Below are 26,112 nucleotides of genomic sequence, written 5' to 3'. Positions count from 1 at the left end.
TAAAGGAGAAGCAGGATGCCGCGCGTCCATGTGCCTGACGAGCACCAACATGATCCTTCAGCCTATGTCTGGACCGCCTATGCGCCTGAAATCGGCGCGGCCGCGGCCAATTATTCGCGCACCGTCTATGAGCGATCCACGCTCAGCCTGCGCGAAATGGAGGCCGCCCGGATTCGCACCGCCGACATCAACGGTTGCAAGCTGTGCCTGGGGATGCGCGCAGCCCGTGACCTGCCCGGCCATCTCGAACGCTCCGGCGGCGATCCATCTATTGCCGTGACGGCGCGCAGCGGTGACACGCCCCCTCCGGACGAGGCGTTTTACGAGGCGGTGCGCAATGGCGATCCCGAAGGCCTGCTTTCGGAGCGCGAGCGCCTTCTGGTCGAATATGCAGATCGTTTCGGGTCGGCGCCCAAATCGATGGACGAAGACGAACCCTTCTGGGCGCAAATGCACGCCGCATTCAGCGATGCCGAAATCGTCGATGCGACCTTCAGCATCGGCAGTTGGGTCGCGCTCGGCCGTCTGACGCACATCCTCGATCTCGATGGCGTGTGCATGCCGACCTTCGCCGACGCCGCCGAATAGCGCGCGCCACCACTTTGAAAAAAGGGGCTGCAAGACCCCTTTGGGAGAGATTGATGCTCGACAACAACAGCTATGACTATCGCCTGACGTGGCCCGTCAACCCGGATGCGCCCGAAGACAGCAACGAAGCCAAGGCCCCGTTCATCGACAACGGCACCGGGATCATCGCCAAGGAGCGCTACTATTCGAAAGAGTGGATGGAAAAGGAATGGTCCCGCCTCTGGTCCCGCGTGTGGGTGTGGGCAGCGCGTGAGGAAGACATTCCCGACGCCGGCGATTTCGTCACCTTCGAACTGGGGCGCGAAAGCATCGTCATCGTGCGCGGCGATGATGGAGCGATCCGTGCCTTCTTCAACGTCTGTCCGCATCGGGGCAACCGCGTCGTCTATGACAGCCAGGGCAGCCTTGCGAACGGCTTCACATGCAGCTTCCACAACTGGCGTTTCAACCTGGACGGGAGCCTGAAGGGAGTCACCGATCCGGAAACCTTCCGCCCTGAAACGCTCTGCCGGAACCTGGATCTGAGCGCGGTCCGCTGCGAAAGCTGGGAAGGCTTCATCTTTGTCAATCTGAACCCCGACGCCGGGCCGCTTCTCGACCAGCTCGGGCCGCTGCCGGACCATGCGCGCCCCTATCGGCTGAAGGACATGCGGGTGGTCCGCCGCGCGCAATCGGTGTGGGACGCCAACTGGAAGGTGGCGGTCGACGGCTTCAACGAGGCCTATCATGTCCACGCCATCCACCCGGAGATCCTGCCGATCTTCAACGATTATCATGCGCAGATCGATCTTTATCCGCACGGCATGAGCCGGATGGTCACGAAGTTCGCCTATGAAAGCCCGAGGTTGGGAAGCGGCGAAACCGGATTGAACGACGCGCTGAAGGCGCTGATGCGCGAGGTGGGCCTTGATCCGGAGGACTTCCGGGGGCGGATGCAGGATGTCCGTCCGGCGATCCAGAAGGCCAAACGCGAACGCGCCACGCGGCTGGGGCTCGATTATTCGGATTTTCTGGACAATCAGCTGACCGACGACTGGAACTATTTCGTGTTCCCCAACCTTCAGATGGGCATCCATCCGGAGGGCCTCAGCTTTCTCTATTTCCGGCCGCACAAGAGCGATCCGCGCAAGTTCATCTTCGACGTGATCGTCATGGTCCATCCGCAGGACGACCCGGAAGTCCAGCCGCCCGCCTATATGGGTCTTCCGGAAGGCTGGGATATCAGCGCCCGGGCTCCGGCGGAGATCGAGGAGATCGATCCGCGCCAGGGCGGCCTCGGCCTTGTCTTCGATCAGGACAGCTCGCTCTTCCCGCTGGTGCAGGAGGGAATAGAAAGCGCGGGCTATCGGGGCGCCGTGCTGTGCGAGCAGGAACAGCGCATCCGCCATTTCCATGCCGAGCTTGATCGCTGGATGGCCGAAGGGGAGCGCTGAAATGAACTGGACCGACGCCGAGGTCGAGGAACTGGTCAGCCGTTCCAAGGCCTATGACGTGCTGACCCGCTATTGCCGCGCGCTCGACCGGGCCGATGTCGACCTGATGCGGTCCGTCTACTGGGATGACGGCATCGACAACCACGGCGTCTTCAACGGCAATGCAGCCGAGTTCGCCGAGTTCATCATCGCTGAGATTCAGCGCTGGTTCGACGTGACCATGCACGCCATCGCCAATGTCCATATGGAGGTGCATGGCGACGCCATTTATTCGGAAGCCTATCTGATCGCCTATCACCGGGTGCGTGGCGACAAGGAAAAGATCGAGGAGATTTTCGGATCGACCTATCTTTCTCAGTTCGATTGGAGTCGCGTGGATGGGATCCCTCACGATTTCGTCTTTGGCGGCCGCTACATAGACAGGCTTGAACGGCGCAATGGCGAATGGCGGATTGCGAAGCGGCAGGTCGTGATGGACTGGAACCGCAACGACATCGGCCACCTGCTTCTGGATGAGGGAATGTTCGCCACCTTGCGGCCGCTGGGCGCGCGCGGCCCACATGATCCCGTCTACGCCAATGCTCCTTGAACGGACGAACCCCAGATGCGCCTGACAACACAGGTCACCACCCTGACCAGCCGGGGTGCGGAAGTGGCGCTGAAAGCCGCCGTCGACGAAGCCGAGCGGATGAACATTCGTCTGTGCGTCGCCGTTGTCGACCGTGCGGGACATCTGCTGGCGTTTCGGCGAATGGACGGCGCGCCGCCGCCCAGCATAGAAGTGGCGACGGCAAAGGCGCAGACCGCCGCCCTGTTCGGGGTGCCGTCCAAGACATTCCAGACCATGGTGAACGAAGGGCAGGCCGCGATCCTTGCGGTCCGCACCCTTGCGCCGCTGGAAGGGGGCGTGCCCATCGCGGTGGACGGCGTCGTGATCGGCGCGGTGGGCGCAAGCGGGGCGGCGGCGAGCGACGACGCGGCAGCCGCCCAGGCCGGTGTCGATGCGCTGGTCGCGCTGTGCGGAGAAAGTTCCTAGATCGGCTTGCGGAAGGCGGCGGCGCGGCCTTCGGCATAGGCGGCTATGCCTTCCGCCGTGTCTGGATCGGAAAAGCTTGCAAAGTCGATTTCCCTGCCGACGCGCAAGGCCTCGTCCAGTGGCAGGTCGGCCGAAAGCTGGAACAACCTCCTCGCCCCGCTTATGGCCGGGCGGCTGTTGGCGTTGATGGTCTGCGCGATCTTGCGCGCCGTTGGCATCAGCTGGTCCAGCCCCACCAGCGCTGAAATCACGCCCAGCTCGTGAAGGCGCGCGGCGGGCAATGGATCGCCCGTCAGAATCACCGTCATCGCCGTCGATCTGGGCACCAGATGGGCGAGCCGCTGGACTCCGCCCGCAAAGGCGAACATGCCGCGCTTCACCTCCGGCAGGCCGAACACCGCATGATCCGCCGCCACGATGATGTCGCAGGCAAGCGCGATCTCGAATCCGCCGGCAACCGCCGCCCCGTTCACCGCCGCGATCACCGGCTTCGACCGGCTTCCTTCGGTCAGTCCCGCAAATCCGCGCCCCGGCAGCAGCCCGTGTCCGGGGCCGGTCCGCGCCGCTTCCTTCAGGTCCATGCCCGAGCAAAAGGCCTTGTCGCCCGCGCCCGTGACGATGATGACGCCCACGTCTGCGTCAGCTTCGGCGCGGGAGAGCATTTCATCGATCAGCCGGGAGGTCGCCGCATCCAGCGCATTGCGCACCTCCGGCCGATCCATGGTGATCGTTGCGATTCCGTCGCTGCTCTCGTAATGCGCGCCGCCGGTCATTCCCAGCGCACCTCAGTTCTTCGCCGCGGATGCACGGAACTTGCTCGCTTGGGAGCGGATGAACTGGCGAAGCGCCGCCATTTCCGCATCGGTGAGTTCCTCATAGCGCGGCATGCCGTTGGGGACGAGCGCGCCGTTGCGGACGATCTCGTTGAACGTCGCGGCATCCTGCGGCACCGGCGAGGCGCGAAGGTCGGGCGCAAGGCCCGCCGCCTTGACGTCCACCCCATGGCAGACGAGGCAGCGGCGGCCATAGATCGGCGCACCCTTTTCCGCGAGCGCCGGGTCGGGCCGGTACTCGGGATCCGCGACCGGCTCGGGATGATCGGGCGCGGCGGGCGGCAACGGCCCTGCCTTTCCGTCAAGCACGAAGGTCAGGATGCGGCGGGGCTGGGTGCGATATTGCCATCCGAAGCGCGCGACCTTTTCGCCGAACAGCGCGCCGCTGGTGCCGAAGCCCGACAGCACCGTGATATACTGGCGACCGTTCACCTTGTAGGTGATCGGCGGCCCGAGCACGCCGGAGCCGGCGGCAAAGGTCCACAGGCGCTTTCCGGTCTCGGAATCATAGGCATTGAAGCTGCCGTCGGCATGGCCCTGAAAGACGAGATTGCCTGCCGTCGCCATTGTGCCGCCGTTCCAGAAGCTGTCGATCTTGACGCGCCAGACTTCCTTCTGGGTCTTTGCGTCCCACGCCACCAGCGCTCCGGTCCCGGCGGTGGGGTCGTCAGAATCCAGCCCGAAATTGACGCCGGTATCGTTCGCATTACCCGGCGTGCGCTGCCAGTTCTTCATCGCGATGCCACGGTCATCGAAGGTGCCCGGCATTTCCAGAACCGGGATGTAGGTTATGCCCGTGCGGGGATCCAAGGACATCGGCATCCAGTTGTGCGCGCCGTTCGGGCCGGGCCACAATTCGACCTGAGCGCCATTTTCATAGCGCGCGCCCGGCATCTCGACGGGGCGGCCGGTCGTGAGGTCGATCTTCGACGCCCAGGTGACCTTAGCGAAAGGCTCGGCCGAGATCAGCTTCCCGTTGGTGCGGTCGATCACATAGAAAAAACCGTTCTTCGGAGCCTGCAGCAAGACCTTTCGCGGCGCGCCGTCGATTTCCAGCGTCGCGACCTGCATGTCCATCGAGGCATTATAGTCCCAGGCCTCGGCGGGCGTCGTCTGATAGTGCCATTTGTACTTGCCGGTCTTGGCGTCGATCGCCACGACGGAACACAGGAACAGGTTGTCGCCCTTGCCTTCACTGCGGATGCGGTGATTCCACGGCGCGCCATTTCCAGTGCCGAGATAGATGGTGTCGAGTTCGGCGTCATAGGTGATGGCGTTCCAGACGGTGCCGCCGCCGCCGTATTTCCACCATTCGCCCGACCAGCTCTCCGCAGCAATCCGCGTCGTCTCGTCGTCGTCGACGCCGGGCTGGCCCGGCACCGTCCAGAATCGCCAGAGCTGCTTGCCGGTCTCGGCGTCATACGCCGTCACATAGCCGCGGATCGATCCCACATCCGCGCCGCCATGGCCGATGATCACCTTGCCGTCGAACACCCGCGGCGGGCCCGAGATGAACCGAACATCGTCCTTGGCCACCGTCATCTGCGACCAGAGGGGCTTGCCGGTCTTCGCGTCGATCGCGATCAGACGCCCGTCCTGCGTACCGGTGTAGACCTTGCCGTTCCACCAGGCGATCCCGCGGCTGCCCCAGCCCTGCCGCAGCTTGCGCCCCGCCGCCTCGGGCGCTTCAGGGTCATATTCCCAAAGCTGGCGGCCCGTGACGGCGTCGAACGCCCGCACCACGCTATAGCCCGTCGCCGTATAGAGAACCCCGTCCACCGCCACAGGGCCGGTCACCGAATTGCCCAGCGGCAGGTCGACCGACCAGGCCAGCCCCAGACGGCTCACCGTCTCGCGGTTGACCTCGTCCAGCGGGCTGTAATGCTGCTCGCCATAGGTCCGCCCGAAGGCCGCCCAGTCCGCGCCGTCCGACCCGTCGAGCAATCGCGCCGCCGCCCCTGACGCCGCACCGCCGGACACACCGGCCCGACCGTCGCCACCGTCACCGCCACCGCAACCCGCCAGAAACAGCAGCGCCGCGCAGAGCGCCAGCCCAAGAGCAGACAGCCGTGGCCGTCCGTGCCGACCCGCCGAACCAGACACAGGCATCATCCCTCCCAATCCATATGGTCCCCCCTCAGGGACGTTCAGCCAAGCGAGCGATAGAATTGAATCTTCATATCCTCGGCCAGGCATTCGAAAATCTGCGGCACCAGGCGCTCGTGAAAGTCGATCTGCATGTGATGCTCGAACGCCGCGTCATCGCGGAAGGTCGCAACACAAATGAACAGGTCGGGATCTTCCTCCGACTGGAACAGCTCATAGACAATCGCATCCGGCTCAAGCTGATGAACCAGCAGCTTCATTTCGATCTGAAGCCGGATCAGGTCATTGCGTTTTTCCGGCTTGGCGCGAAGCTCCGCCACAAAGCTCTTGCCGGTCATGCGGCTTCTCCCTTGCCCAGTTCCTCGATCAGTTGCGATCTGAGCCGGAACTTCTGGATCTTGGACGTCGACATCGGCCACTCCGACACCATGCGTACGTGACGCGGAAGCTTGAAGCTGGCGAGTTGGCCGCGGCAGTGCTGGATCAGTTCGTCCTCGGTCGCGGAATGGCCTTCCGCCAGCTCGACGAACGCCGCTGGCACTTCGACATAGCGGTCGTGCGGAATGCCCACCACCTGCGCAAGCTTCACCGCCGGATGGGTCTGGAGCATCGCCTCGATCTCGGCGGCGGCGACATTTTCACCGCCCACCTTCAGCATGTCCTTGGTCCGGCCGTGAAACATCATCTGCCCATCGGCATCGATCGATCCGATGTCGCCGGTGTGGAACCATCCGTTCCTGATCACCTCGGCCGTCTTGTCCGGGGCGTTGTAATAGCCCTTCAGCATATTGGGGCCGCGAACCACGATTTCGCCCCGCTCGTCGACGCCGCAATCGCGTCCGCTCTCCACATCGACGATCCGCACCTCCCATTCGTCCAGCGGCACGCCGCAGCGGCCGGTGCGCTGCTCATAGCTGTCGGACAGGCGGCTGGTGGAAACGGTGCCCGCCGCCTCGGTCAGGCCATAGGTGCCGACCTGGATCGTGTGGGGCATCGCCGCGGTGACCGCCTCCTTGATCCATGCGGGCTGCACCGCGAAGTTGGAGTTCATCACCCTTAGGCTGGCCAGATCGGTGTCCTTGAAGGTGGGATGGGTGATCAGATCCTGCATGATCGTGACGAAGCTTGGATAGGCGATGGTCGCCTTCTCCCGACCAAGCATCTCGAGCGCGGCTCCCGCCTCGAAATGCGGGATCGTCATATAGGCCCCGCCCTTGTCCAGAATCATCACCATCGGCAGGATTCCGGCGATGTGGAAGATGGGAAGCGGGGACCATACCTTGTCCGCGCCCGTCACCTCATAGCGGATGCCAAGGTTCCGGCTGTTGCCCACCTGCGCCCTGTGCCTGATCAGCGCGCCCTTGGGATTGGCGGTCGTGCCGGACGTGTAAAGGATCAATCCGACATCCTGTGGAACCACGGCATCGATTCGAGCGTCCACCTGGGCCTCGTCCACCTGCCGCCCCGCGTCGAGCGCCCCGCCGGCGGACAGAAGATAGGAGGGGCACGGCTGGTCCAGACAGATGATGCTTCGCAGCTTCGGCGCTTCGTCAAGCGAGAGGTTTCGCGGATCATCGGCGTGCCGCAAGGAAGGAAGCGCCGCGACCAGCCTTTCACCGAAGTCCAGGCTGTCGGCCACGCGCCCCGTCGTAACCATCAGCACGAGATCGGCGTCGCGCACCAGGAAACCCAGCTCGGACGCCTGGTAACGCGCGTTGACCGGTACGGCCACCGCGCCCGCCATGACGATGCCGAACAGCAGCTCGACGAATTCCGGCCGCGTGGTCAGCAAAATGCCCACATTGTCGCCGGGCTTGATACCGAGCGCGATGAACGTTCGCGCCCAGGCGCGTGCCGACTCGTTGAGCTGGCGATAGCTGACCTTGCGATCCGGAAAAATCAACGCGGGCGAATCGGCATGGCTCGCGGCCGATGACCGGAGCAACGCGCCCAAGGTGTAGATCGGGGCTTCCGCCGCCATCTCACTCTCCCGATTAGGCCAGCCCCGCGCCAGCGAGGAATGGCGATGTTCTGTGTTACGGCCACGCCGCTTTAGACGCATCTTAGACAGCCCGGAATAAAAAAACAATCTTACCTGATTTTTTTATTCCGTCTGATCGGCTAATGGGCATAGTCAGGGTCACGCGCAATCAAGCTGACGATCAAGGAATGGAGAGGCGCTATGGGTATGTTGCAGGACAAGGTCGCCGTCATCATCGGAGCGGCGGGCCGCGACAATATGGGCCAGGTGATTGCCCGCCGCTTTGCCGCCGAAGGGGCGCGGGTGGTGGTCGCCGGGCGGGACGAAGCGGCGCTGGCCGAACTTGCGGAGGAAATCGGCGGGCTTGCGGTGCGCTGCGACATTACCGACGAGGGCGATCTTGCAGCGCTTGCCGATGCGGCGGTCGCGCGCTTCGGCCATCTGGACATCGCCCTCAATGCCACAGGCTGGGGCCTGCTCAAGCCATTTCTTGAAACCACAAAGGAGGACATCGATCGCATCACCGCGCTGCAGTTCACCGGGCCGATCCTGTTCTACCAGGCCATGCTGCGGCGGATGGGCGACGGCGGCTCCATCATTCAGATCTCATCGGCCACTGCATCCATCATGCTGGAGGATCACGCCGCCTATATGGGCACCAAGGCGGGCACGGATCACGTCATCCGCTGCGTCGCCAACGAGTTCGGTCATCGCGGCATTCGCGCCAATTCCATCGCGCCCGGCTTTACGCCGACCCCGATGACGGCCAAGGCCTCGCGCAATCAGGCGATTCTCGACACCTTCGCCAAGGAATATCCGCTTGGCCGGGTGGGCACGAGCGAAGACATCGCCGATGCGGCCGCATGGGTCGCCTCGGACCAGTGCTTCATGACCGGCCAGGTGCTTCAGGTGAACGGCGGTCTCACGCTGCGGCGGAACCCGACGAACGCCGAAATAGGCGCGGCGGTGAAAGCAGCCAGGGCGGCAGCCGCGCAAGCCGGCTGAGCGATTCGGCCGGGTCGCTCCGGCCGATCAGTCCAGCGCCCGGAGTGTGCGGCGGACCGCATCCACCGCCTTCCGGCATCGCTCGAATGCGTCGGCGCCCGCCTTGCGCGCGGTGCTCTGGGGGATTTCCGCCTCGATGATCGCATGTCCCGCGACCGGACGCAGGATTTCGGCAAGCGGGAATGCGCCATCACCCGGCAGCAGCCGTTCCTTGACCGCTTCATGCCAGGCGGGGATTTCGTCGGGCAATTCCAGCGGCCCGTCGGAGACCTGCACATAGCCGATCAACCCGGCATTGGGCGCGACGGCCGCTATGTCGGCCCCATTGCGCATCAGGTGCAGCACATCGAGCGCCACCGCGCCACAGCCCGCCTCGCGCACGATCGCGACGGCGGTGGCAATATCCTTCACGTCCGAAAAGCCATTGAACTCAAGGCCGGGCGTGATGCCATAATCGCCGGCGACATCTGCAAAGGCCTTCAGCCGCCGGGCGGCGACGGCGATGCTCTCGATATTGTACATATGCACGGTCGCGCGGGGAGCACCCAGCGCCGCGCCCGTCTTCAGCCCCTCGGCAAAGCGGCCCAGTCCGCCGTCCTGATCGAGCGGAAAGACCTCGAGATTGCAGACGGACACATTGGCTGAAGCGAGCGCATCGCTCAGCGCCGGGACATCGTCCGGCATCACGCATGGAAACATCGCGCGCGCCTGTTCGGGCACATGAGTGAACAGGGTGATGTGCTGGCACTCCAGCCGACCGGCGATGGCCGCCAGTTCTGCGGGAGTTGCGTCAAGCGCGGTCAAATGGTGGAGCGAAAGGCGTTTCATGGCGATCCTGCGACAAATAAAAAGTCAAACATGATTGTTTTTATGATGGAGTGTGCTAGGTAAAGTCAATCAGGAGTGGAAAGTCATGGAACTGAACGCACAGACCGTCGAGCGTGTTCACCAGCGCATGGACTATGAGCGCAGCCGCAATGCGCCGCCCGAGGATTTCCCCAAGCTGCCCGACATACCCGGCGTCCGCTACACCGATCCCGAGTTCCTGAAGCTGGAGCGCGAACGCATGTGGCAGCGCGCCTGGCTCTACGCCGGCCATGTCGATCAGATCCCAAACCCCGGCAGCTGGTTCCTCACCCGCAACACAGGATCGCCCATATTGGTGGTGCGCGATCTGGAGGGCCAAGTCCGCGCTTTCTACAACACCTGCCAGCATCGCGGCGCACCGCTGGTCACCGAGCTGGCCGGCGAAGCACGCGGCTTCGTCTGCGGCTATCATGGCTGGAGCTACACGCTGGACGGCAAGCTCACCGCCGTTCGCGACAAGCGCGATTTCGTGGGTCTGGACTTTTCCTGCCGGTCGCTGGTGTCCGTGCGCTGCGAGCTTCTCGGCAGCCTGATCTTCATCAACGAAGATCCGGAGGCGCAGCCGCTGCTCGACCATATCGGCCCGATGGCGAAGGAGCTTGAGCAATATGGGCTGGAGAATCTGCGCCTCGTCGATTCACGCAGCTATGAGGTGAATTGCAACGTCAAGGTGCTGCTCGATGCGTTTCTTGAGGTCTATCATCTGAAATCCATCCACCAGCAGACGGTGGACCGGTTCCTTGACCATCGCGGAATGTTCGTGACTTTGTGGCCCAATGGTCACAGCCGCATGCTCACGCCCAATCGCCGGCCGGACTGGAAGGACCCCGGCACGATCGGCATGCCGAAGATCCCGACGATCACCGAGGTTCCGGCGAACAACAACGTCAGCTATCAGATCTATCCCAATTTCGTGATGCCTGCGTCCGAAAGCGGCATCCCGCTGCTGCAATTCTGGCCCACCTCGAACCGGACTGCGCGGGTCGTGTCGAGCTGGATCGCGCCGGATTACGATCCGGACCAGCCGAACCCGCTCTGGGACACGCGGCTCGCGAACTGGGAACGGATTTTATACGAGGATTTGCAGTACGCCCCGCAGATCCAGGAGTCACTGGAGAGCAAGGGCTTCAAGGGCATGCCACTCAATTATCAGGAACGCCGCATCTATCACTGGCATGAAGAGCTGGACCGGCGCATCGGCCTCAATCAGGTGCCTCCGGAGGCCAGGGTGGAGCAGGTGCTCCGCGACCAGGTGACGCAGGATTGAACGCCGGCGGGAAAGCTTTCCGCCGCCGCCAGGCCTGCGCTATGCCCGATGCCATGATCGACGATCCCGAAATCGAACGGCGCATGCTGTTCGCCTATGAAGAGACAGGCCCGGACAGGTTTCGAGCTGCGCCCATTCCAAGCGGGCTGCTGCGCCTCTATGGCGGGAAGATTCTGGCGCGGGCGCTGCGCGCCATGCAGCAGACGGTATCGCCGGACCGGCCGGCGCACAGCTTCCATGCCTTTTTCGGAAGGCCGGGGCTGACCGACAAGGGGCTGGATTTCGCCGTTACGCGCGACAATGACGGACGAAGCTTTTCCAGCCGCCGCGTGACCGTGGAGCAGGACGGCGCACTGGTGATGAGCGCCTCCGCCTCTTTCCAGGTCGCGGAGGACGGGCCGCGCCATCAGTTCGCAATGCCCGACGTGCCCCCGCCGGAGCAGTTGCGGCCGATGTCCGACTATATCGCAGACGCACCCCTGCCCGAACGCCATCTACCGTTCTGGCGGCGCCCACAGTTGTTCGAATGGCGCCCGGTCGAACCGTTTCTGATGTTCAACGGTCAGCCGGAATCGTGCCATCGCCACTATTGGCTGAGGCTCAAATCGCCGCTTGGCGGCGACCGCGCCCTGCATCAGTGCTATCTCGCCTATGCATCGGACCTGCACATACTGCACGCCGGGCTTGCGCCGCTCGGGATGGGCTGGGCCGACGACTATCTCCAGACAGCCAGCCTTGACCATGCCATCTGGTTTCACGATCATGGCCGGGTAGACGACTGGCTGCTCTACGCGCTCGACAGCCCTGCGGCGGGGTCGTCCCGCTCACTTGGGCGCGGAACGATCTACACGCGGGACGGCCGGTTGATTGCGACAGTCGCCCAGGAAGGTTTGATCCGCGTGCTGGATGCGCCGCGCGCGGGCCGTATCTGATCTGTTGAAGGAAACCGCACGATGACCGGGGAACAACCCTTTGTGCCCGTCATGCCGCACCGCACGTTTGAGGATCTCCAGGTAGGAGAACGCCGAAAATCGCGTGAACGGACGATCTCCCGGCAGGAGATCCTTGATTTCGCCCGCACCTATGACCCGCAATGGTTTCATACCGACGCGGAACTCGCCCGCCAGTCGGTGTTCGGCGAGGTGGTCGCAAGCGGCATCCACGTGCTGGCGCTGTGGCGGCAACTCGACCACGAGATCAATTCGGACATCGATTTCGTCTGCGGCGTGGGTTGGGATGACCTGCGCCTGCGCCGCGCGATCCGCTCGGGCGACACCATCCACGTCACGTCCGAGATCGTGGAGCTTCGTCCGTCGCAGACACGCGATGACAGGGGAACCGCTCTGATCCGCTACGCTGTTGTCACCGACGACGGAACCGAGGCGGTGACCTTCACCAGCATCAATCTGGTCTACACCCGGCTTGGCCGGGACAGGCGGCGCGCGAGCGCGTCAGCCTCCGCATAAGCCGTTTCCATCGCCCGGTCGACGACCGCCGCTTCGCCGAAAGTCGGCATCACGCGGATGACATGGATGTTCGTCGCCCCGAGAAAGCTGAGCCAGGCCTCCAGATAAGCGGCCTGGTGATCGAGGCTGCCCAAGGCGCTCTCGGGGCGCGTATCCAGCGCACCGGCCGCAATGATGATCGCCGTCCGCCCCACTGCATGTCCGATCACATTGCCGCCGGCGTCCGCCGAGAACGCAAGGCCCGGCTGGGTCAGCAGGTCGATATAATGCTTCAGCCGATAGGGTATTCCGAAGTTCCACATCGGCGTGCTGAACAGCCATGTGTCGAACGAGAGAAAATGCGCGACCATGCCCTCGATCCGCTGCCAGTCCGCCGCCGCATCCTCCGCCACCGGCTGGCCTGAAAGCAGCGCATAGCGGCCTTCGATCACCGCGCCCCCAAAAGGCGGCAAATCCGCATCGAACAGGTCCAGCGGCTCCACGTCGGTCTCTTGAAGCCGTGCCAGCAACCGGCTTGCGACCATCGCGGAGCGCGAAAGGCTGCCGCGCGGGCTCGCCTTGATGTGAAGCAGTCGCTCCGCCACTTGCGCCCGCCTATCGGCGCTGGTCGAACCGGCGGCCCAGCATGGCCCCGGCGATGTTCACTTTCTGGATGTCGATCGCGCCGCCAGCAATGCCCCAGCCCCAGCTGTCACGCAGACGCCGTTCCATCGGAAACTCCTTGGAATAGCCATAAGCGCCCATCAGCTGCATCGCATCGCCCGCGACTTCGCGCGCGATCGAATTGGCGAAGCATTTCGCGGTCGAGCTGTCGAGAATGGAGGGAAGCCCATCCTGCGCGTTCGCCGCGGCGCGCCAGATGAGCAGCCGGGCGGCCTCGCATTTCATATGCATTTCGGCGAGCTTGATCTGGACCGCCTGAAAATCGGCGATCGGCTTGCCGAACTGCTTGCGCTCCTGAACATAGTCCGACACGTCCTCAAGCGCGCCCGACGCCTGGCCCAGGGCCATGGTGGCATTGCCGCAGCGCTCCAGATCGAAGGCCTCCATCAGTTGCTTGAAGCCGCCGGCCGGAACGATGATGTTGTCCAGGGGCACTTCGCAGCCGTCCAGATAAAGGTCGGACGAAGGCACGCCGCGAAAGCCCATCAGCTGTTCATTCGGCCCGAAGCTGAGACCCGGCGCATCGTTTTCCACCAGCACCGCGCCGATCGCCTTCGCGCCCGGATCGTTCGACAGACGGCAATAGACGACATAGGCGTCGGCGTGGCCGCCGCCCGAGCACCAGCGCTTGGTGCCGTTGATGACGAGCTTGTCGCCGTTGACCTCGCCCTTGGTCTTGAGATCGGTCAGCGCCGAACCGGCATCGGGTTCCGACATCGACACGGCCACCACCATCTCGCCCCGGCAGACGGCCGGGACGACGCGCCGCTTCAGCGCGTCCGATCCGAAATGCTCGATGGCGCGAACGGGTCCGACCGACGATTCAAAGATGGGAAAGGCGACCGCGGAAGAGATCTTTGCGAACTCTTCAAGGACGATCAGCGCTTCCAGGTTGCCGAGGCCAAGGCCGCCAAGCTCTGACGGGATGTTGATTCCCAGAAAGCCCATTTCGGCATAGCGGCGCACCAGTTCATGGCTGGGCGGCTTGTTGTCGCGCTCCAGCTCGGCGGCGATGGCGGGAAGCTCGGCGCGGGCGAAATCCCGCGCGGCTGAGCGCAGCTCTTCCTGGTCGGGCGTCAGTCTGAAATCCATGTTGCTCTCCGGAGGCGTTCGGCACGCCTCAAGCCAGAAGTTCCGGCTGTTCGATAAGGTTGGCGAGCGCGGCCATGAAACGGCCGCCATCGGCTCCGTCGATCGCGCGGTGATCGCATGACAGCGACAGATGGAAGACCGGCACGATCCGGATCGCGCCATCATCGTCCACCGGCTCCGGCCGGGCGGTGCCGACAGCCAGAATCGCGCCCTGTGGCGGATTGATGATCGCGTCGAACTGCTCCACGCCGAACCCGCCTAGGTTCGATAGCGAGAAGCTGCCGCCGCTATACTCCTCCGGCTTCAGCTTGCCGGACCGGGCGCGCTGGGCAAGGCCCGCCATCAGCTGCGAGATCTCAGCCACGCTGCGCTCGTCGGCGCGGGTGACGATCGGCGTGATGAGCCCCTTGTCGGTGGCGACGGCAACGGCGATGTCGGCCGCGCCGAAGCGGTGGATGTCATTGCCGTGCACCTGGATATTCAGCTCCGGCACCTCCATCAGCGCAAGCGCGCAGGCCCTAACGAGATAGTCGTTCACGCTGGGCCGTTGTCCCTGAACCGCCGTCCGCAAAGCTAGCAGCCGGTCCGCACGTACGCGGCGGCGGATATAGAAGTGCGGAATCGTCGTCTTGGCTTCGGTCAGCCGCCTCGCGATGGTGCGGCGCATCGATGACATGGGTGCCACCGTCACGCCCGACGCCGGGCCGGGCTGCTGCGGAGCCGCGTCGGCAGTTGCGGGGGAGGCGGCGGGCGCGGGCCGCGCCTGCTCCACCCGCGCAAGCACATCGCCCTTCAGCACCCGTCCGCGCGGTCCGGAGCCTGAAAGCCCCTTCAGCGATATGTCGTGCAGCGCCGAAAGGCGGCGGGCCATCGGCGTGGCATAGACGCCCTGATCGGGGCTTTGCGGATATGGCCCGGCAAGCGCTGGCTCGGCCGCCGGTCGGACAGCCTGATCGACATCCTGCGCGGTGATGCGCCCGCCCCGGCCCGAACCCGTGATCCCGGCGACGTCCACTCCGCTTTCGGCAACGCGCGCCCGGGCGACCGGGCTGATCGCAACGCCCTCCGGAATATTTGTCTCGGGTCGGGGAGTGGCTGGCGGAGCAGGTGACGGCTCGGCAGCGGGCGGCTCCCCGGTTTCCGCGCCCTCGGGGGCAAAGCTGGTGTCGGCCGGCCGGAAGCCTGCGACAAAGGCGTCGATCTCGTCGGCGGACGCCTCTTCGCCATCGGTCCGGACGGCCAGCAGCGCGCCGACCGGAAAGGTGCCGCCCGCCTCGGCGACGATGCGGACGAAGCGGCCTTCGCCTTCGGCCTCGATCTCATTGGTGATCTTGTCCGTCTCGACCAGGGTCAACACCGTGCCCTTGGCGAAGGGTTCGTTCTCGGCCACCATCCATTCGGCGATGGTACCCTCGCTCATTTCAATGCCCCATTTGGGCATGGTGAACGCTTTCAGATTTGCCACGGCCCGCTCCTCACCGGAACGCGAGGACTTGGCGCACCGCGTCCTCGATCTTCGGGGGCGACGGCACCCAGGCGCGCTCCAGCTCGCGGGCGAACGGGATCGGCGAATGGGGGCCAGTCACCATGGCGGGCGGCGCTTTCAGGCTGGTGAAGGCCCTGGCGGCGACGATCGACGCGATGTCGGACGCAAGGCTGCACCGGGGCGGGCTTTCATCGACGATCACCAGCCGTCCGGTCGCCTCGACCGAGTCCAGAATGGCTTCTTCGTCAAGCGGACTCGTCGTGCGCAGGTCCAGCAGATCGACGCCGATTCCCTCGCCTGCCAGCTTATCTGAGACCTTTTCGGAAAAGCCGACCATCCGGCCGCAGGCGACGATGGTCACGTCACCGCCCTCGCGCACCATCCGCGCCTCGCCGAAGCGCTGCCGGTGTTCGCCGTCGGGCACCTCGCCCTTCACGCCGTAGAGCGTCTTGTGCTCCATGAACATGACGGGATCGTCGCCGCGCAGCGCCTCGGTCAACAGTCCCTTGGCGTCCGCCGGAGTGGCGGGCATCACCACCTTGAGGCCGGGCATGGAGGTGAGCAGCGCATAGACCGACTGGCTGTGCTGCGCGGCCGCGTTCATCCCCGCGCCATAGATCATGCGGACCACAGCCGGGCATTTCGTCTTGCCGCCGAACATGTAGCGGAACTTGCCCATCTGGTTCCAGAGCTGGTCCAGGCTCACGCCGATGAAGTCGGCGAACATCAGTTCGGCGACCGGCCGCTTGCCCGCCAGCGCAGCACCCGCCGCAGCGCCCACGATCGCGCTTTCGGAGATCGGCGTATCGATCACGCGCTCCGCCCCGAACTTTGCGTAAAGCCCGCCGGTGGTGCCCCAGATGCCGCCGATCGCTTCCTGCCCGCCGGCGGTGCCCGCCCCGCCGACCACGTCCTCGCCAAGCACGATGATGCTCGGGTCGCGTTCCATCTCGGCATGAAGCGTATGGTTGATCGCTTCGCGGATATTCATCACTGCCACGGCCGATCCCCCTCAATAATCCACATAGACGTCTTCGGCGACGGACGCCGGATCGGGCGCGGGCGCGGCGCGCGCTTCCGTCACCGATTCGTCGATAAGCTGCGCGACCTCGGCGTCGATTGCGTCCAGCTCGGCAATGTCGAGGAGCTTGGCCTCGCCCACGCGCGCGCGGAACGCCTTCAGGCAATCGCGATCCTCGCGCAGCCGGTCGAGTTCGCCGGGACCGCGATAACGCTGCGGGTCGCCTTCGAAATGGCCGTAGAAACGCTCGGTATCCAGCTCGATCGCGGCCGGGCCATTGCCCGCGCGGACATGGTCGAGCAGTTCGCGCATGGCGTCATATGTATCGAAATAATCGCAGCCATTGGCGCGCCACGCCTTCATGCCGAAGGCCTCGGCCCGGCTGGCGATGTCCTTGTTGGTGCCGACCGCATAATCGACGCCGGTGTGTTCGGAATAGTGGTTGTTCTCGAAAACGAAGATCGCCGGGGCCTTGACGACGACGGCCAGGTTCATGGCCTCGAAGGTCGTTCCCTGGTTGCATGCGCCGTCGCCCGAAAAGGCGATCGCGACCCTGCCATTGCCGTCCAGCTTGGCGGCGATCGCGGCGCCCACCGCCTGCGGCGCGCCTGCGCCGACGATCCCGTTGGCGCCAAGCATGCCCACCGACAGGTCGGCGATATGCATCGAGCCGCCGCGCCCTTTGCAAAGCCCGTCCCTGCGGCCGTAGATCTCCTTCATCATCCCCTTCACGTCGCAGCCCTTGGCGATGCAATGGCCGTGCCCGCGATGGGTGGAGACGATGTAGTCATCATCGGTCAGATGATCGCAGACGCCGACGGCGGCTGCTTCCTGACCACAGTACAAATGAGTGAATCCGGCGATTTCCCCGGTCTTGATCTCTTCGTGGAGCCGTTCCTCGAACTGGCGGATGGTCGCCATCCGGCGGTACGCGCCGAGCAAATCATCCCTTGAAAGCTGCATTCTTTCTCTCCCGCCTCCGCCTGCGGAGGATTCGCGTTTCCGAACGGCTGCCTAGATGTCCCCCGGGCCCTTGCCGCCCGGCCCATAGATGTGATCGTCAAGCACCTTGTGGAAATGCCGGATGCGAAGCTCCTGATCCCCGATCCACAGCCCCTTGAAAGCGTCCGAATGCATGCCCTTCTGCACGGTCGGCAGGTTGAAGGCGTCCTGATCGAGCACTTGCCCGATCGATTTGTCGCCATGCTTGAAACGCTTGTGTTTGGGGCGCTCCGGCCATTCCTCTCCGTCGGGAACCAGCTCGAACAGCCAGACGTCGTAGAACATCTTGTCCGGATTGGTCGGATGCGGCCGCTGGCGGAACATCATGACGTCGTCTGCGTGCACGTTCATCGAAACGTTCGGGAAGATCGTGTAGTGATAATCGTCGGTCAGCTGGTCGTCGTTCAGCTCCGAATAGTCCTTGCCCTGTTCCAGGCCGTGCTTGCGCTTGAACAGCTGGACATCGCGGCGGATGTCGCTGACGCGGCCTTCATATTCGGCCGGGTCCATCCCCGCTTTCACCATGATTTCGTAGATGGCGGGCGGGATCGAGGACGGCAGCGCGACGCGCGGGCTGATCGCGGCGAACGGCACGATATAGCGGTTGTGCCTGCCATAGCAGTCGATCTGGACGTTCACGTCGTCGAGATACCATTGGAGCTGCGGGTGGATGCCCTGCACATGATAGGTCTCGCTGAAGGCGTCGACACTTGCCTTCCAGTTGCAGTCCCATTCCACCGTGATGTCGCGCACCCAGGCCATGCGCTCCATGTGGTAGGGGTTGAGGTGCTGGGGCATGGGATCCAGATATTGCTCAAGCGGCTCCACATCCGGATTGAGCGAATACCAGACGAACCCGCCCCATTCCCCGCACGGATAGCTTGGCAGCCTCGCTCCGGGCGGGCAGCCCTGGGGGAAGGTGTCGAGATCGGGAATCCGCTCGATCTTTCCGTCCAGCCCATAGGTCCAGTGATGGTACATGCAGCGGAAGTTCTCCGCGTTGCCCAGCCCTTCCGGCCGCAGCCGGTTTCCGCGGTGAAGGCAGACGTTGGGGAAGGCCCGGGCCGAGCCGTCATGCTGGCGGACGATCAGCACCGATTCCTTGCCGATCTCGGTGCAGATATAGTCGCCCGGCTCCTTGATGTCGTCCGAACGGCCGCCGACCAGCCAGACCTTTGTCCAGATCCGCTCCCACTCCAGCTTCATGAACGCTTCGCTGGTATATCGTTCGGCGGGGATGATGTCGTGGCCCAGCTCCGGGTCTTCCGCCTTCCAGGCAGGCGTGCCGTCCGGCCAATCCTGCGGATTGACCCGGATCACCTCAACCTTGCGCTTGACGTCGGGCATGGCTGTTCCTCGAGTATCCCCGCGCCGATCAGAAATGGGTGCGATTGGTGAAGCCGCCGTCGACCACCAGGTGCGAGCCGTTGCACCAGCTTGCCGCGGGGCTGGCGAGAAAGGCGATGCAGCGCGCGATCTCTTCCGGCGTGCCCAGCCGCCCGGTCGGCTGCTGGCGCAACTGCGACTGGTAGAATTTTTCCATCGTGCCCTTGATCATGTCCCAATTGCCGCCCTCGAACTCGACGGGACCGGGAGAGACGACGTTCACGCGAATGCCGTCCTTGCCATGGAAAAGCGCAAGCTGCTTTCCCCAGGTCACGAGCGAAGCCTTCATCGCATTATAGGCCTGCGGGCCGCCCATCGCTTCGGCCGCCGAAGTGGTTGCGATCAGAACGATCGAGCCGGAGCCTTTCTCCGTCATGCCGGGGATCACCGCCTCAACGGCGCGGACCGGGCCCATCACATCCACCTCAAAGGCATTGTGCCAGTATTTCTCGCTGCCCATGCCGCCGCCTGCCGAACTGATCGGGACAAGTATGTCGCAGCCGTCCATCTCATCCAGCGCCCAGGCCAGCCACGCCTTGTAATCATCCGCCTTCTTGACGTTCACCGCCTTGCCGATGACCTTGGTTCCGTATTTCCCGAGGTTCGCGACGGCGTCCTTGACGCCATCCTCCGACCGGGCGGTGATGGCGAGGTCGCAACCTTCGCGGGCAAGAACTTCGGCCGTGGCCATTCCGATGCCGCGCGCCGCGCCGACGATGATCGCCTTTTTTCCCTGGAGCCCCAGATCCATCCTTCGTCTCCTCAACCCTGTCTTGCCCGGTCGCTTGCGGCCGATCCTGCCACCAGCGGCGCGGGCTAAACCACGCCGGGACCAATGAAATCTCTTCGCCTCATTTATCTGGACCAAGCCGGCTCAATTGGCAAGCAAAAAACATGCATGATTGTTTTTGATTTGGGCACGCACTTGCCCTTCGCCCTTGTGCCCATGGGGGTTTGAAGTGTATTCGTCGCTTGACAACTTCGATAAAAAACAATCATGTTTGATTTATGGAAAGGAAGCGATATTAGATGGCGCTGGCAGCATTGCGATCCGGCTCTAACGGCCGAAAGACCAAGGAAAGCGGCTCCGCCGCACCTACGCTCCAGTCGCTGAAAAGCGGCCAGACCCGCGCGCGGCTGATTGAAGCGACGATCCGCTGCATCGTCAAGAGCGGCTATTCCAACACCACCACGCCCCAGATCGCGAACGAGGCGGGTCTTTCCCGCGGCGCGATGCTGCACCATTTCGAAAACGGCATGGCGCTGATCAAGGCCGCCATCATCGAGCTTCACGAAAAGCGGCTGCGGGCCTTCCGGCGCGCGGCGGAAACCGACCAGCACGATCCGGCGACTCTGGTCCGCACCTATTGGCGGCAACTGCAGAAACCCGCGTTCATCGCCTTTCACGAACTGGCGCTTGCGGCGCGCACCCATGCCGATCTCGCGCGCATCCTCCAGCCTTTGCAGGTGGAGTTCCGCGAGCGCTACATGGCCATGGCCTTTTCACTTTTCCCCGAATGGGCGGATCGCGACCAGTTCAACCTGGCGATGACGCTTTCCCAGACCGTTCTGGAGGGCCTCGCGATCAATGTGCAAACCGGCGCGGCGGACGAGGCGATGGTCGAGCCGATGCTGAAACTTGTGGAGGACCAGATCCGTTCGATGAACCCCCTCCTCCAGAAAGCGTCATAACATGCCCGGCATCCCCCACCGGATGCCCCGGCGAAGGAGTTCGTGGAATATCGGATAATTCCATCCGCAGCGCTGAGGATGGGGCCAGAATTTTGTGGCAGGGAGCATGTCGTAGTGGCCACGGCAATGACCCAGCGTCAGATAGAGGACGGCGCCCTTGCCGAGCTTTCGCAGATAGAGGACGGGCACCTGCGGTTCGTCCCACTCGGCGTCGCGGAATTCCGGGCAGCTACCGGTGAAGCTGGTGTGGAGCAGCACGTCGATCTCGGCGGTCGGGCGGGTGAGATAGAGTTCGTCCTCGATCCGGAAATCGCGCAGGCCTGTGGTCAGCGCATGATCAGGCCGGGTGACGAAGACCTTGAACGGCTCGATCGGCGGGTGCGCGGCAAAACGGCTGCCGGCAAGCTCCATGAACTCGGGCGCTTCGTCGGGGGTGTCGACGACGCCGTCATCGGCGATTCGCAGGATCGAGTTCGTGCCGTGGAGCGCGAGCCAGCGCCCGCCGCGCTCAAGAAAGGCGCGAATTGTCGCGGTCTGGTCCGGCGTCGGCACCAGATCGCAAGTGTAGGTGACAAGCAGATCGGCCGCTTCGATGCGCGCCGTATCGGCATAATCCGAGGAGACGGACGTGCGGATTTCAGGATGCTCGGCCAGCAGTTTCAGCAACTCCAACCTTGCAAAGTCGATATCATGATATTTTCCAGCCGCAACCAGATGAGCCTTCACGGTTCCAGTCCCTCTCATGCGTACACACGCACGAGCCTATGCCTCGCGGCCTGTTTGACAAGCCCCGGAGCAGGGCGATGAGCGGGCGCGGCCAGGGTCCGCTGGCGGGCGTTCGTATCCTTGACCTGACGAGCGTTCTGATGGGCCCCTATGCGACCCAGATCTTCGCCGATCTGGGGGCGGACGTCATCAAGATCGAAGGCCCGACCGGCGACACCACACGCTTCCTGCCGCCCGGGCAGGACGCATCGCGCGGCGGCATGTTCCTCAACGTCAATCGCGGCAAGCGCAGCCTCGCGCTGGACCTGAAGCAACCCGCCGCACGCACCGCGCTGTTGCGGCTGGCGGAAACGGCCGACGTCTTCGTCCATTCGATGCGCGCTCAGGCGATCGGGCGGCTCGGGCTGGACTATACCGCGCTCAAATCCGCAAATCCGCGGATCATCTACGCCAATCTTTACGGCTTCGGGCGGACAGGCCCCTATCGGGACTTTCCCGCCTATGACGACATCGTCCAGGCGGCGTCGGGGCTGGTCGATCTTCAGGCCCGGCTGTCCGGGGGCAAGCCGACCTATCTGGGCACGGTCGTCGCCGACAAGGTGGCGGGGCTGACCGGCGCCTATGCGATCGTGGCGGCGCTTTTCGCCCGCGAACGCTCCGGCCTGGGGCAGGAGATCGAAATCCCGATGTTCGAGACGCTCGTCTCGTTCACCATGATCGAGCATCTGTGCGGATCGATCTTCGATCCGCCGCTCGGCCCGCCCGAATATCCCCGCGTCACCTCAGAGGCGCGCAGGCCCTACCGTACCCGCGACGGTTATATCGGCGTGATGATCTATAACGACAAACACTGGCGCGCCTTCTTTGCCGCGCTGGGCGACCCCGAATGGTCGCGCGACCCGATGTTCGCATCGATGCGTAGCCGGACGGAGAATATCGGCGCGGTGCTCGCCAGGCTGGCCACGGTGATGGAGCAGCAGACGACCGACGAATGGCTGGAACTGATGCGAAAGGCCGAAATTCCGGCCACGCCGATCGCAAGCCCCTCCGATCTGCTGCATGATCCGCATCTGGAGGCGACCGGCTTCTGGGAAGAGCGGGATACCGATCAGGGGCGCCTGCGTTTTCCGGGCATACCGACCGGCTTTTCGGAAACGCCGGGAGCGATCGGCGACCCCGGACCGGCGCTTGGCGCAGACAGCAGGGCCGTGCTGCGCGAAAACGGCTTCACCGAGGCCGAGATCGAGTCGCTCCTCGATAGCAAGGCCCTGATCACCGGAGAGGGAGAGAACCCATGATCACCGACGAAGCTCCCGAGGCCGTGTGGCGCGCGGCGCTGGCCGAAGGACGGTTTCTGCTGCAACGGGCGCAATCAACCGGAACGCGCTATTTTCCGCCGCGCGTGATGGAACCCGGAACGGGCGAGACCGATCTTGAATGGGTGGAGGCCATGGGCACGGGCACCGTCTATTCGGTCTCCGTCATCGGCCGCAAACCGCCGGCCGCGCCCTATCATGTCGCGCTGATAGACCTCGACGAAGGGCCAAGGCTGATGAGCCGGGTCGAAGGCATGGCTGCCGAAGACGTTCGGATCGGCATGAAGGTGAAAGCGCGCGTCGCGCAGGAAGACGAGACGCCGATTCTCGTGTTCGATCCGGTTTGAGGAGGCTTTGATGGGCGGCACCTTTCCACGCGGATCGACCGCGATCACGGGCCTTGCGACTTATGGAGTAGGCGAAGCGCCGGGCCACACTTCGCTGGAGCTTGCTGCCAAGGCGTCCATGCTTGCGATCGCGGATGCGGGCTTGCGGCTGGGCGACGTCGACGGTCTGTTCATCTGCCTGCCCGACGATTTCTTCGCAGGCCTGTCGCTTGCCGAATATCTTGGCCTGCAACCGCGCTTCACCGACAATAACCGCACCGGCGGCTCTGCCTTCATGAGCCATATGGCGACGGCCGCGCTTGCGCTGTCGGCCGGCTATATCGACGTGGCGCTGATCGCCTATGGCTCCAACCAGCGCACCGCAGGCGGCAAGCTTTCGACGCCGTTCAAGAACAATGTCTGGGAAGCGCCCTACCGCCCGCTCTTTCCCATTTCATCCTATGCACTCGCCGCCGCGCGCCACATGCACGAATATGGCACGACCCGCGCCCAGCTTGCCGAAGTCGCCGTCGCCGCAAGGGGGTGGGCGAACGGTAATCCGGAAGCCTTTGCAAAAGGCCCGCTGACGATCGAGGACTGCCTCGAATCCCGGGTGATCAGCAGCCCGCTTTCGGTGAAGGACTGCTGCCTCGTGACTGACGGCGCGGCCGCAATCGTCATGACACGGGCGGATCGCGCGCGCCACGGTCCACGCCCGCCCGTTCCCGTTCTCGGCGCTGCGGCGGCGACCTGGTGGAACGCGATCTCGCAGGCGGGTGACGTGACGACCACCGCCGCTGCCGAATCCGGCCCACGCGCCTATGCCATGGCCGGCGTCGGGCCGTCGGACATAGACGTGGTGCAACTCTACGACGCCTTCACCATCAACACGATCCTCTTCCTTGAGGATCTGGGCTTCTGTCCAAAGGGCGAGGGCGGAAGGTTCGTGTCGAATGGGCGCATCGGCCCGGGTGGCGAGCTGCCGGTCAACACCAACGGCGGCGGGCTGTCCTATTGCCATCCCGGCATGTACGGGCTGTTCGCAATCGTGGAAGCGGCGCGGCAGATTCGTGGCGAGGGCGCAAACCAGATCAAGGACGTGAATACCGCCCTGGCGCATGGCAATGGCGGCGTCTTGTCCAGTCAGGCCACCGTGATTTTGGGATCGGCCGCAACGATCTGACGCGATCGGCCGGCTTTCGCATCCGGCGGACCGGCGCATGAAAAGAGCACAATAAAGACATCCATGATTGTTTTTTAGTGGAGTCCTGATAGAGCAGGATGAAACTATGCGCCGGCGCGCCCGGCGATCGATCAGGAAAAGGAGCCGGGGGCATGTCTCGACCAAAGGTGTTCAGACCCGACCCGAACGACACGACACGACCGAAGCGCGGTCTGACCGAGGACGATCTCGCCAGCCGCGAGACGGTGTTCCGCGACGATCTGCTGTCCGGACAGCGAATCCTCATCACCGGCGGTGGAAGCGGCATGGGCAAGGCCGCCGCCTTCCTTGCGGTGCGACTGGGCGCAAGCGTGGCAATCTGCGGCCGCGACGAGGAAAAGCTCAAGACGACGCAGGCCGCCATATACGAGGCGACTGGAACGGAGATTCTGACGCAGTCCACGAACATACGCGATCCCGAAGCGGTGGAGGAATTGATCGCGACGGTCCACGACCGGCTTGGCGGCCTTGATACGCTGGTCAACAACGCCGGAGGCCAGTTTCCGCAGGACGCGATCGATTTCACCCGCAAGGGCTGGCTCGCCGTCATCGACACCAATCTCAACGGCACCTGGTGGATGATGCAGGAGGCGGCCAAGCGCTGGCGGACGGACGGAACGCCGGGCAACATCATCAACATCGTCGCGAATGTCGAACGCGGCATGCCGCAGGCCGCGCATACCTGCGCCGCGCGGGCGGGAGTGATCTATCTGTCAAAGACGCTTGCGACGGAGTGGGCGCCGCTCAACGTACGCGTCAATTGCATCGGGCCGGGCGTGATCGAGACCGAAGGCTTTGTCATGTACCCCGAAGAAGCGCTGAAGCGTTTCCATCAGGCCAATCCGATGAAGCAGCGCGGCAACGCCTGGGACGTGGCCGAGGCGATTACCTATCTCGCCTCACCGGCCGGGCGCTTCATCAACGGCGACCTCATCATCATCGATGGCGGTCAGGCGCAATGGGGGGTCGTATGGCCCGCCGGCATGCCCGATTATTTCAACGAGGGCGGCGCCGCCTGACGAATCGCGCCCGCTCAGGCGGGTTCGGCCCTGGCGTCGAGCAGCGGGAAGGGGTGGTCCTCGGCGATCACCTGCAGCAGCTCGACGACATTGCCGTCGCAGTCACGGCCGTAGGTGGCGAGCATCGTTCCCGCCCCGCCCGGCGGACAGTGAAACTCCATGCCGAGGGCCGAAAGTCGCTCATATTCCGCCTGGGCGTGGTCGACATAAAGGCAGATGTGGATGAGCCCCGGATCGCACATGCGGCGTTCGATCCTGACGCCCTCGGGCTGGTGATACTGGAACACCTCCATGTAGAAGCTGCCCAGGCGGATCATGGCATAGCGCGCGGACGATCCGGGCAGCTGGACCATGCGTCCCACCCGTTCATTGTCCGGTTCCCAACCCCCTTCGGCGACTCGTTCAAAGCCGAACCAACGCTCATAATGGTCGATGAAACGCTCCAGGTCGGGCGTCGTGACGGCGACATGGTGAAAACCCCGGATCATCCTTCTCTCCTCGCGCGGCGTATCGGTGGACCACCGCGCATCTCGCGTCTTTAAAAAACATTCTTGACTGTTTTTATTGACCCGATCCGCG

At 64.0% G+C, this 26,112-nt stretch carries 27 protein-coding genes; 13 read left to right on the top strand and 14 right to left on the bottom strand.

The window, feature by feature from the left end:
• The first annotated feature begins 15 nt into the window (after window positions 1-15).
• Genes BSL82_RS14305 through BSL82_RS14290 form a run of 4 tightly spaced genes read left to right on the top strand, consistent with a single transcriptional unit; the run spans window position 16 to window position 3,057 of the window.
• Entirely contained in the window at window positions 16-588 is a 573-nt protein-coding gene (locus BSL82_RS14305; RefSeq protein WP_072598010.1) for a carboxymuconolactone decarboxylase family protein, read from the top strand.
• Window positions 589-641: 53 nt separating this feature from the next.
• Window positions 642-2,021, top strand: a complete 1,380-nt coding sequence (locus tag BSL82_RS14300) for an aromatic ring-hydroxylating oxygenase subunit alpha (RefSeq protein ID WP_072598009.1) — start codon at window positions 642-644, stop codon at window positions 2,019-2,021.
• Window position 2,022: 1 nt separating this feature from the next.
• Complete coding sequence (locus tag BSL82_RS14295; RefSeq protein ID WP_072598008.1) at window positions 2,023-2,610, top strand: nuclear transport factor 2 family protein; 588 nt, start codon at window positions 2,023-2,025, stop codon at window positions 2,608-2,610.
• Between the two features lie 15 nt (window positions 2,611-2,625).
• Entirely contained in the window at window positions 2,626-3,057 is a 432-nt protein-coding gene (locus tag BSL82_RS14290; RefSeq protein ID WP_072598007.1) for a GlcG/HbpS family heme-binding protein, read from the top strand.
• Here the strand turns inward: BSL82_RS14290 and BSL82_RS14285 are convergent.
• From BSL82_RS14285 to BSL82_RS14270, 4 genes are read right to left on the bottom strand one after another with little or no spacing between them, the layout of a single operon-like run.
• Window positions 3,054-3,830: an enoyl-CoA hydratase-related protein gene (locus BSL82_RS14285; protein ID WP_072598006.1), complete on the bottom strand. Its 777-nt coding sequence runs from the start codon at window positions 3,828-3,830 to the stop codon at window positions 3,054-3,056. The genes BSL82_RS14290 and BSL82_RS14285 overlap by 4 nt on opposite strands.
• Window positions 3,831-3,842: 12 nt before the next feature.
• The gene (locus tag BSL82_RS14280; protein ID WP_083579345.1) at window positions 3,843-5,999 is read right to left on the bottom strand and encodes a PQQ-dependent dehydrogenase, methanol/ethanol family; all 2,157 of its coding nucleotides are present in this window, start codon (window positions 5,997-5,999) and stop codon (window positions 3,843-3,845) included.
• A gap of 38 nt (window positions 6,000-6,037) precedes the next feature.
• On the bottom strand, window positions 6,038-6,334 hold the full coding sequence (locus BSL82_RS14275) for a putative quinol monooxygenase (protein WP_072598005.1): 297 nt from the start codon (window positions 6,332-6,334) through the stop codon (window positions 6,038-6,040).
• Window positions 6,331-7,977, bottom strand: coding sequence for a class I adenylate-forming enzyme family protein (locus tag BSL82_RS14270; protein ID WP_072598004.1), 1,647 nt, complete (start codon window positions 7,975-7,977; stop codon window positions 6,331-6,333). Before BSL82_RS14270 ends, BSL82_RS14275 begins: the two co-directional genes overlap by 4 nt.
• 201 nt (window positions 7,978-8,178) lie before the next feature.
• On the opposite strand from BSL82_RS14270, the gene BSL82_RS14265 reads away from it, so the two are divergent.
• Complete coding sequence (locus BSL82_RS14265) at window positions 8,179-8,982, top strand: SDR family oxidoreductase (protein WP_072598003.1); 804 nt, start codon at window positions 8,179-8,181, stop codon at window positions 8,980-8,982.
• 27 nt (window positions 8,983-9,009) lie between these two features.
• Here the strand turns inward: BSL82_RS14265 and BSL82_RS14260 are convergent, their stop codons facing one another.
• Window positions 9,010-9,810: a sugar phosphate isomerase/epimerase family protein gene (locus BSL82_RS14260; protein ID WP_072598002.1), complete on the bottom strand. Its 801-nt coding sequence runs from the start codon at window positions 9,808-9,810 to the stop codon at window positions 9,010-9,012.
• An 85-nt stretch (window positions 9,811-9,895) separates the two neighbouring features.
• Between BSL82_RS14260 and BSL82_RS14255 the strand changes: the two genes are divergently transcribed.
• Genes BSL82_RS14255 through BSL82_RS14245 form a run of 3 tightly spaced genes read left to right on the top strand, consistent with a single transcriptional unit; the run spans window position 9,896 to window position 12,582 of the window.
• Entirely contained in the window at window positions 9,896-11,116 is a 1,221-nt protein-coding gene (locus tag BSL82_RS14255) for an aromatic ring-hydroxylating oxygenase subunit alpha (RefSeq protein WP_072598001.1), read from the top strand.
• A 53-nt stretch (window positions 11,117-11,169) separates the two neighbouring features.
• Window positions 11,170-12,048, top strand: a complete 879-nt coding sequence (locus BSL82_RS14250) for an acyl-CoA thioesterase (protein WP_226998476.1) — start codon at window positions 11,170-11,172, stop codon at window positions 12,046-12,048.
• Window positions 12,049-12,069: 21 nt separating this feature from the next.
• Window positions 12,070-12,582: a MaoC/PaaZ C-terminal domain-containing protein gene (locus BSL82_RS14245; RefSeq protein WP_072597999.1), complete on the top strand. Its 513-nt coding sequence runs from the start codon at window positions 12,070-12,072 to the stop codon at window positions 12,580-12,582.
• Here the strand turns inward: BSL82_RS14245 and BSL82_RS14240 are convergent.
• The 7 genes from BSL82_RS14240 to BSL82_RS14210 are packed head-to-tail and all read right to left on the bottom strand — an operon-like array spanning window position 12,528 to window position 19,983.
• A complete protein-coding gene (locus tag BSL82_RS14240; RefSeq protein WP_072597998.1) occupies window positions 12,528-13,166 on the bottom strand; it encodes an FMN-dependent NADH-azoreductase in 639 nt (212 codons plus the stop codon). The genes BSL82_RS14245 and BSL82_RS14240 overlap by 55 nt on opposite strands.
• A 10-nt stretch (window positions 13,167-13,176) precedes the next feature.
• Entirely contained in the window at window positions 13,177-14,337 is a 1,161-nt protein-coding gene (locus BSL82_RS14235) for an acyl-CoA dehydrogenase family protein (protein ID WP_072597997.1), read from the bottom strand.
• Window positions 14,338-14,365: 28 nt separating this feature from the next.
• Complete coding sequence (locus tag BSL82_RS14230) at window positions 14,366-15,802, bottom strand: dihydrolipoamide acetyltransferase family protein (RefSeq protein ID WP_072597996.1); 1,437 nt, start codon at window positions 15,800-15,802, stop codon at window positions 14,366-14,368.
• Between the two features lie 10 nt (window positions 15,803-15,812).
• Complete coding sequence (locus BSL82_RS14225) at window positions 15,813-16,823, bottom strand: alpha-ketoacid dehydrogenase subunit beta (RefSeq protein WP_072597995.1); 1,011 nt, start codon at window positions 16,821-16,823, stop codon at window positions 15,813-15,815.
• Window positions 16,824-16,835: 12 nt separating this feature from the next.
• Window positions 16,836-17,807: a thiamine pyrophosphate-dependent dehydrogenase E1 component subunit alpha gene (locus BSL82_RS14220; RefSeq protein WP_072597994.1), complete on the bottom strand. Its 972-nt coding sequence runs from the start codon at window positions 17,805-17,807 to the stop codon at window positions 16,836-16,838.
• A 51-nt stretch (window positions 17,808-17,858) separates the two neighbouring features.
• Entirely contained in the window at window positions 17,859-19,193 is a 1,335-nt protein-coding gene (locus BSL82_RS14215) for an aromatic ring-hydroxylating oxygenase subunit alpha (protein ID WP_072597993.1), read from the bottom strand.
• Between the two features lie 28 nt (window positions 19,194-19,221).
• Entirely contained in the window at window positions 19,222-19,983 is a 762-nt protein-coding gene (locus tag BSL82_RS14210) for an SDR family NAD(P)-dependent oxidoreductase (protein ID WP_072597992.1), read from the bottom strand.
• A gap of 278 nt (window positions 19,984-20,261) precedes the next feature.
• On the opposite strand from BSL82_RS14210, the gene BSL82_RS14205 reads away from it, so the two are divergent.
• Complete coding sequence (locus tag BSL82_RS14205) at window positions 20,262-20,924, top strand: TetR/AcrR family transcriptional regulator (protein ID WP_072597991.1); 663 nt, start codon at window positions 20,262-20,264, stop codon at window positions 20,922-20,924.
• Here BSL82_RS14205 and BSL82_RS14200 read toward each other — a convergent pair.
• Window positions 20,919-21,650, bottom strand: a complete 732-nt coding sequence (locus BSL82_RS14200; protein WP_072597990.1) for a ThuA domain-containing protein — start codon at window positions 21,648-21,650, stop codon at window positions 20,919-20,921. The genes BSL82_RS14205 and BSL82_RS14200 overlap by 6 nt on opposite strands.
• A 77-nt stretch (window positions 21,651-21,727) precedes the next feature.
• Here BSL82_RS14200 and BSL82_RS14195 point away from each other — a divergent pair, with 77 nt between their 5' ends.
• The 4 genes from BSL82_RS14195 (at window position 21,728) to BSL82_RS14180 (ending at window position 25,533) form a co-directional block, all read left to right on the top strand.
• Window positions 21,728-22,948, top strand: a complete 1,221-nt coding sequence (locus tag BSL82_RS14195; protein ID WP_072597989.1) for a CaiB/BaiF CoA transferase family protein — start codon at window positions 21,728-21,730, stop codon at window positions 22,946-22,948.
• Complete coding sequence (locus tag BSL82_RS14190; protein WP_072597988.1) at window positions 22,945-23,313, top strand: Zn-ribbon domain-containing OB-fold protein; 369 nt, start codon at window positions 22,945-22,947, stop codon at window positions 23,311-23,313. Before BSL82_RS14195 ends, BSL82_RS14190 begins: the two co-directional genes overlap by 4 nt.
• Before the next feature lie 10 nt (window positions 23,314-23,323).
• Window positions 23,324-24,475 (top strand): thiolase family protein, encoded by a 1,152-nt coding sequence (locus tag BSL82_RS14185; protein WP_072597987.1) that lies wholly within the window; start codon window positions 23,324-23,326, stop codon window positions 24,473-24,475.
• A gap of 152 nt (window positions 24,476-24,627) precedes the next feature.
• A complete protein-coding gene (locus BSL82_RS14180) occupies window positions 24,628-25,533 on the top strand; it encodes an SDR family oxidoreductase (protein ID WP_072597986.1) in 906 nt (301 codons plus the stop codon).
• A 14-nt stretch (window positions 25,534-25,547) separates the two neighbouring features.
• Here the strand turns inward: BSL82_RS14180 and BSL82_RS14175 are convergent, their stop codons facing one another.
• Entirely contained in the window at window positions 25,548-26,021 is a 474-nt protein-coding gene (locus BSL82_RS14175) for a VOC family protein (RefSeq protein WP_072597985.1), read from the bottom strand.
• Window positions 26,022-26,112: the final 91 nt, after the last annotated feature.

The sequence above is a fragment of the Tardibacter chloracetimidivorans genome (assembly GCF_001890385.1).
GTDB classification, from domain to species: Bacteria; Pseudomonadota; Alphaproteobacteria; order Sphingomonadales; family Sphingomonadaceae; genus Tardibacter; species Tardibacter chloracetimidivorans.
This window is presented reverse-complemented; position numbering and strand designations above follow the sequence as displayed.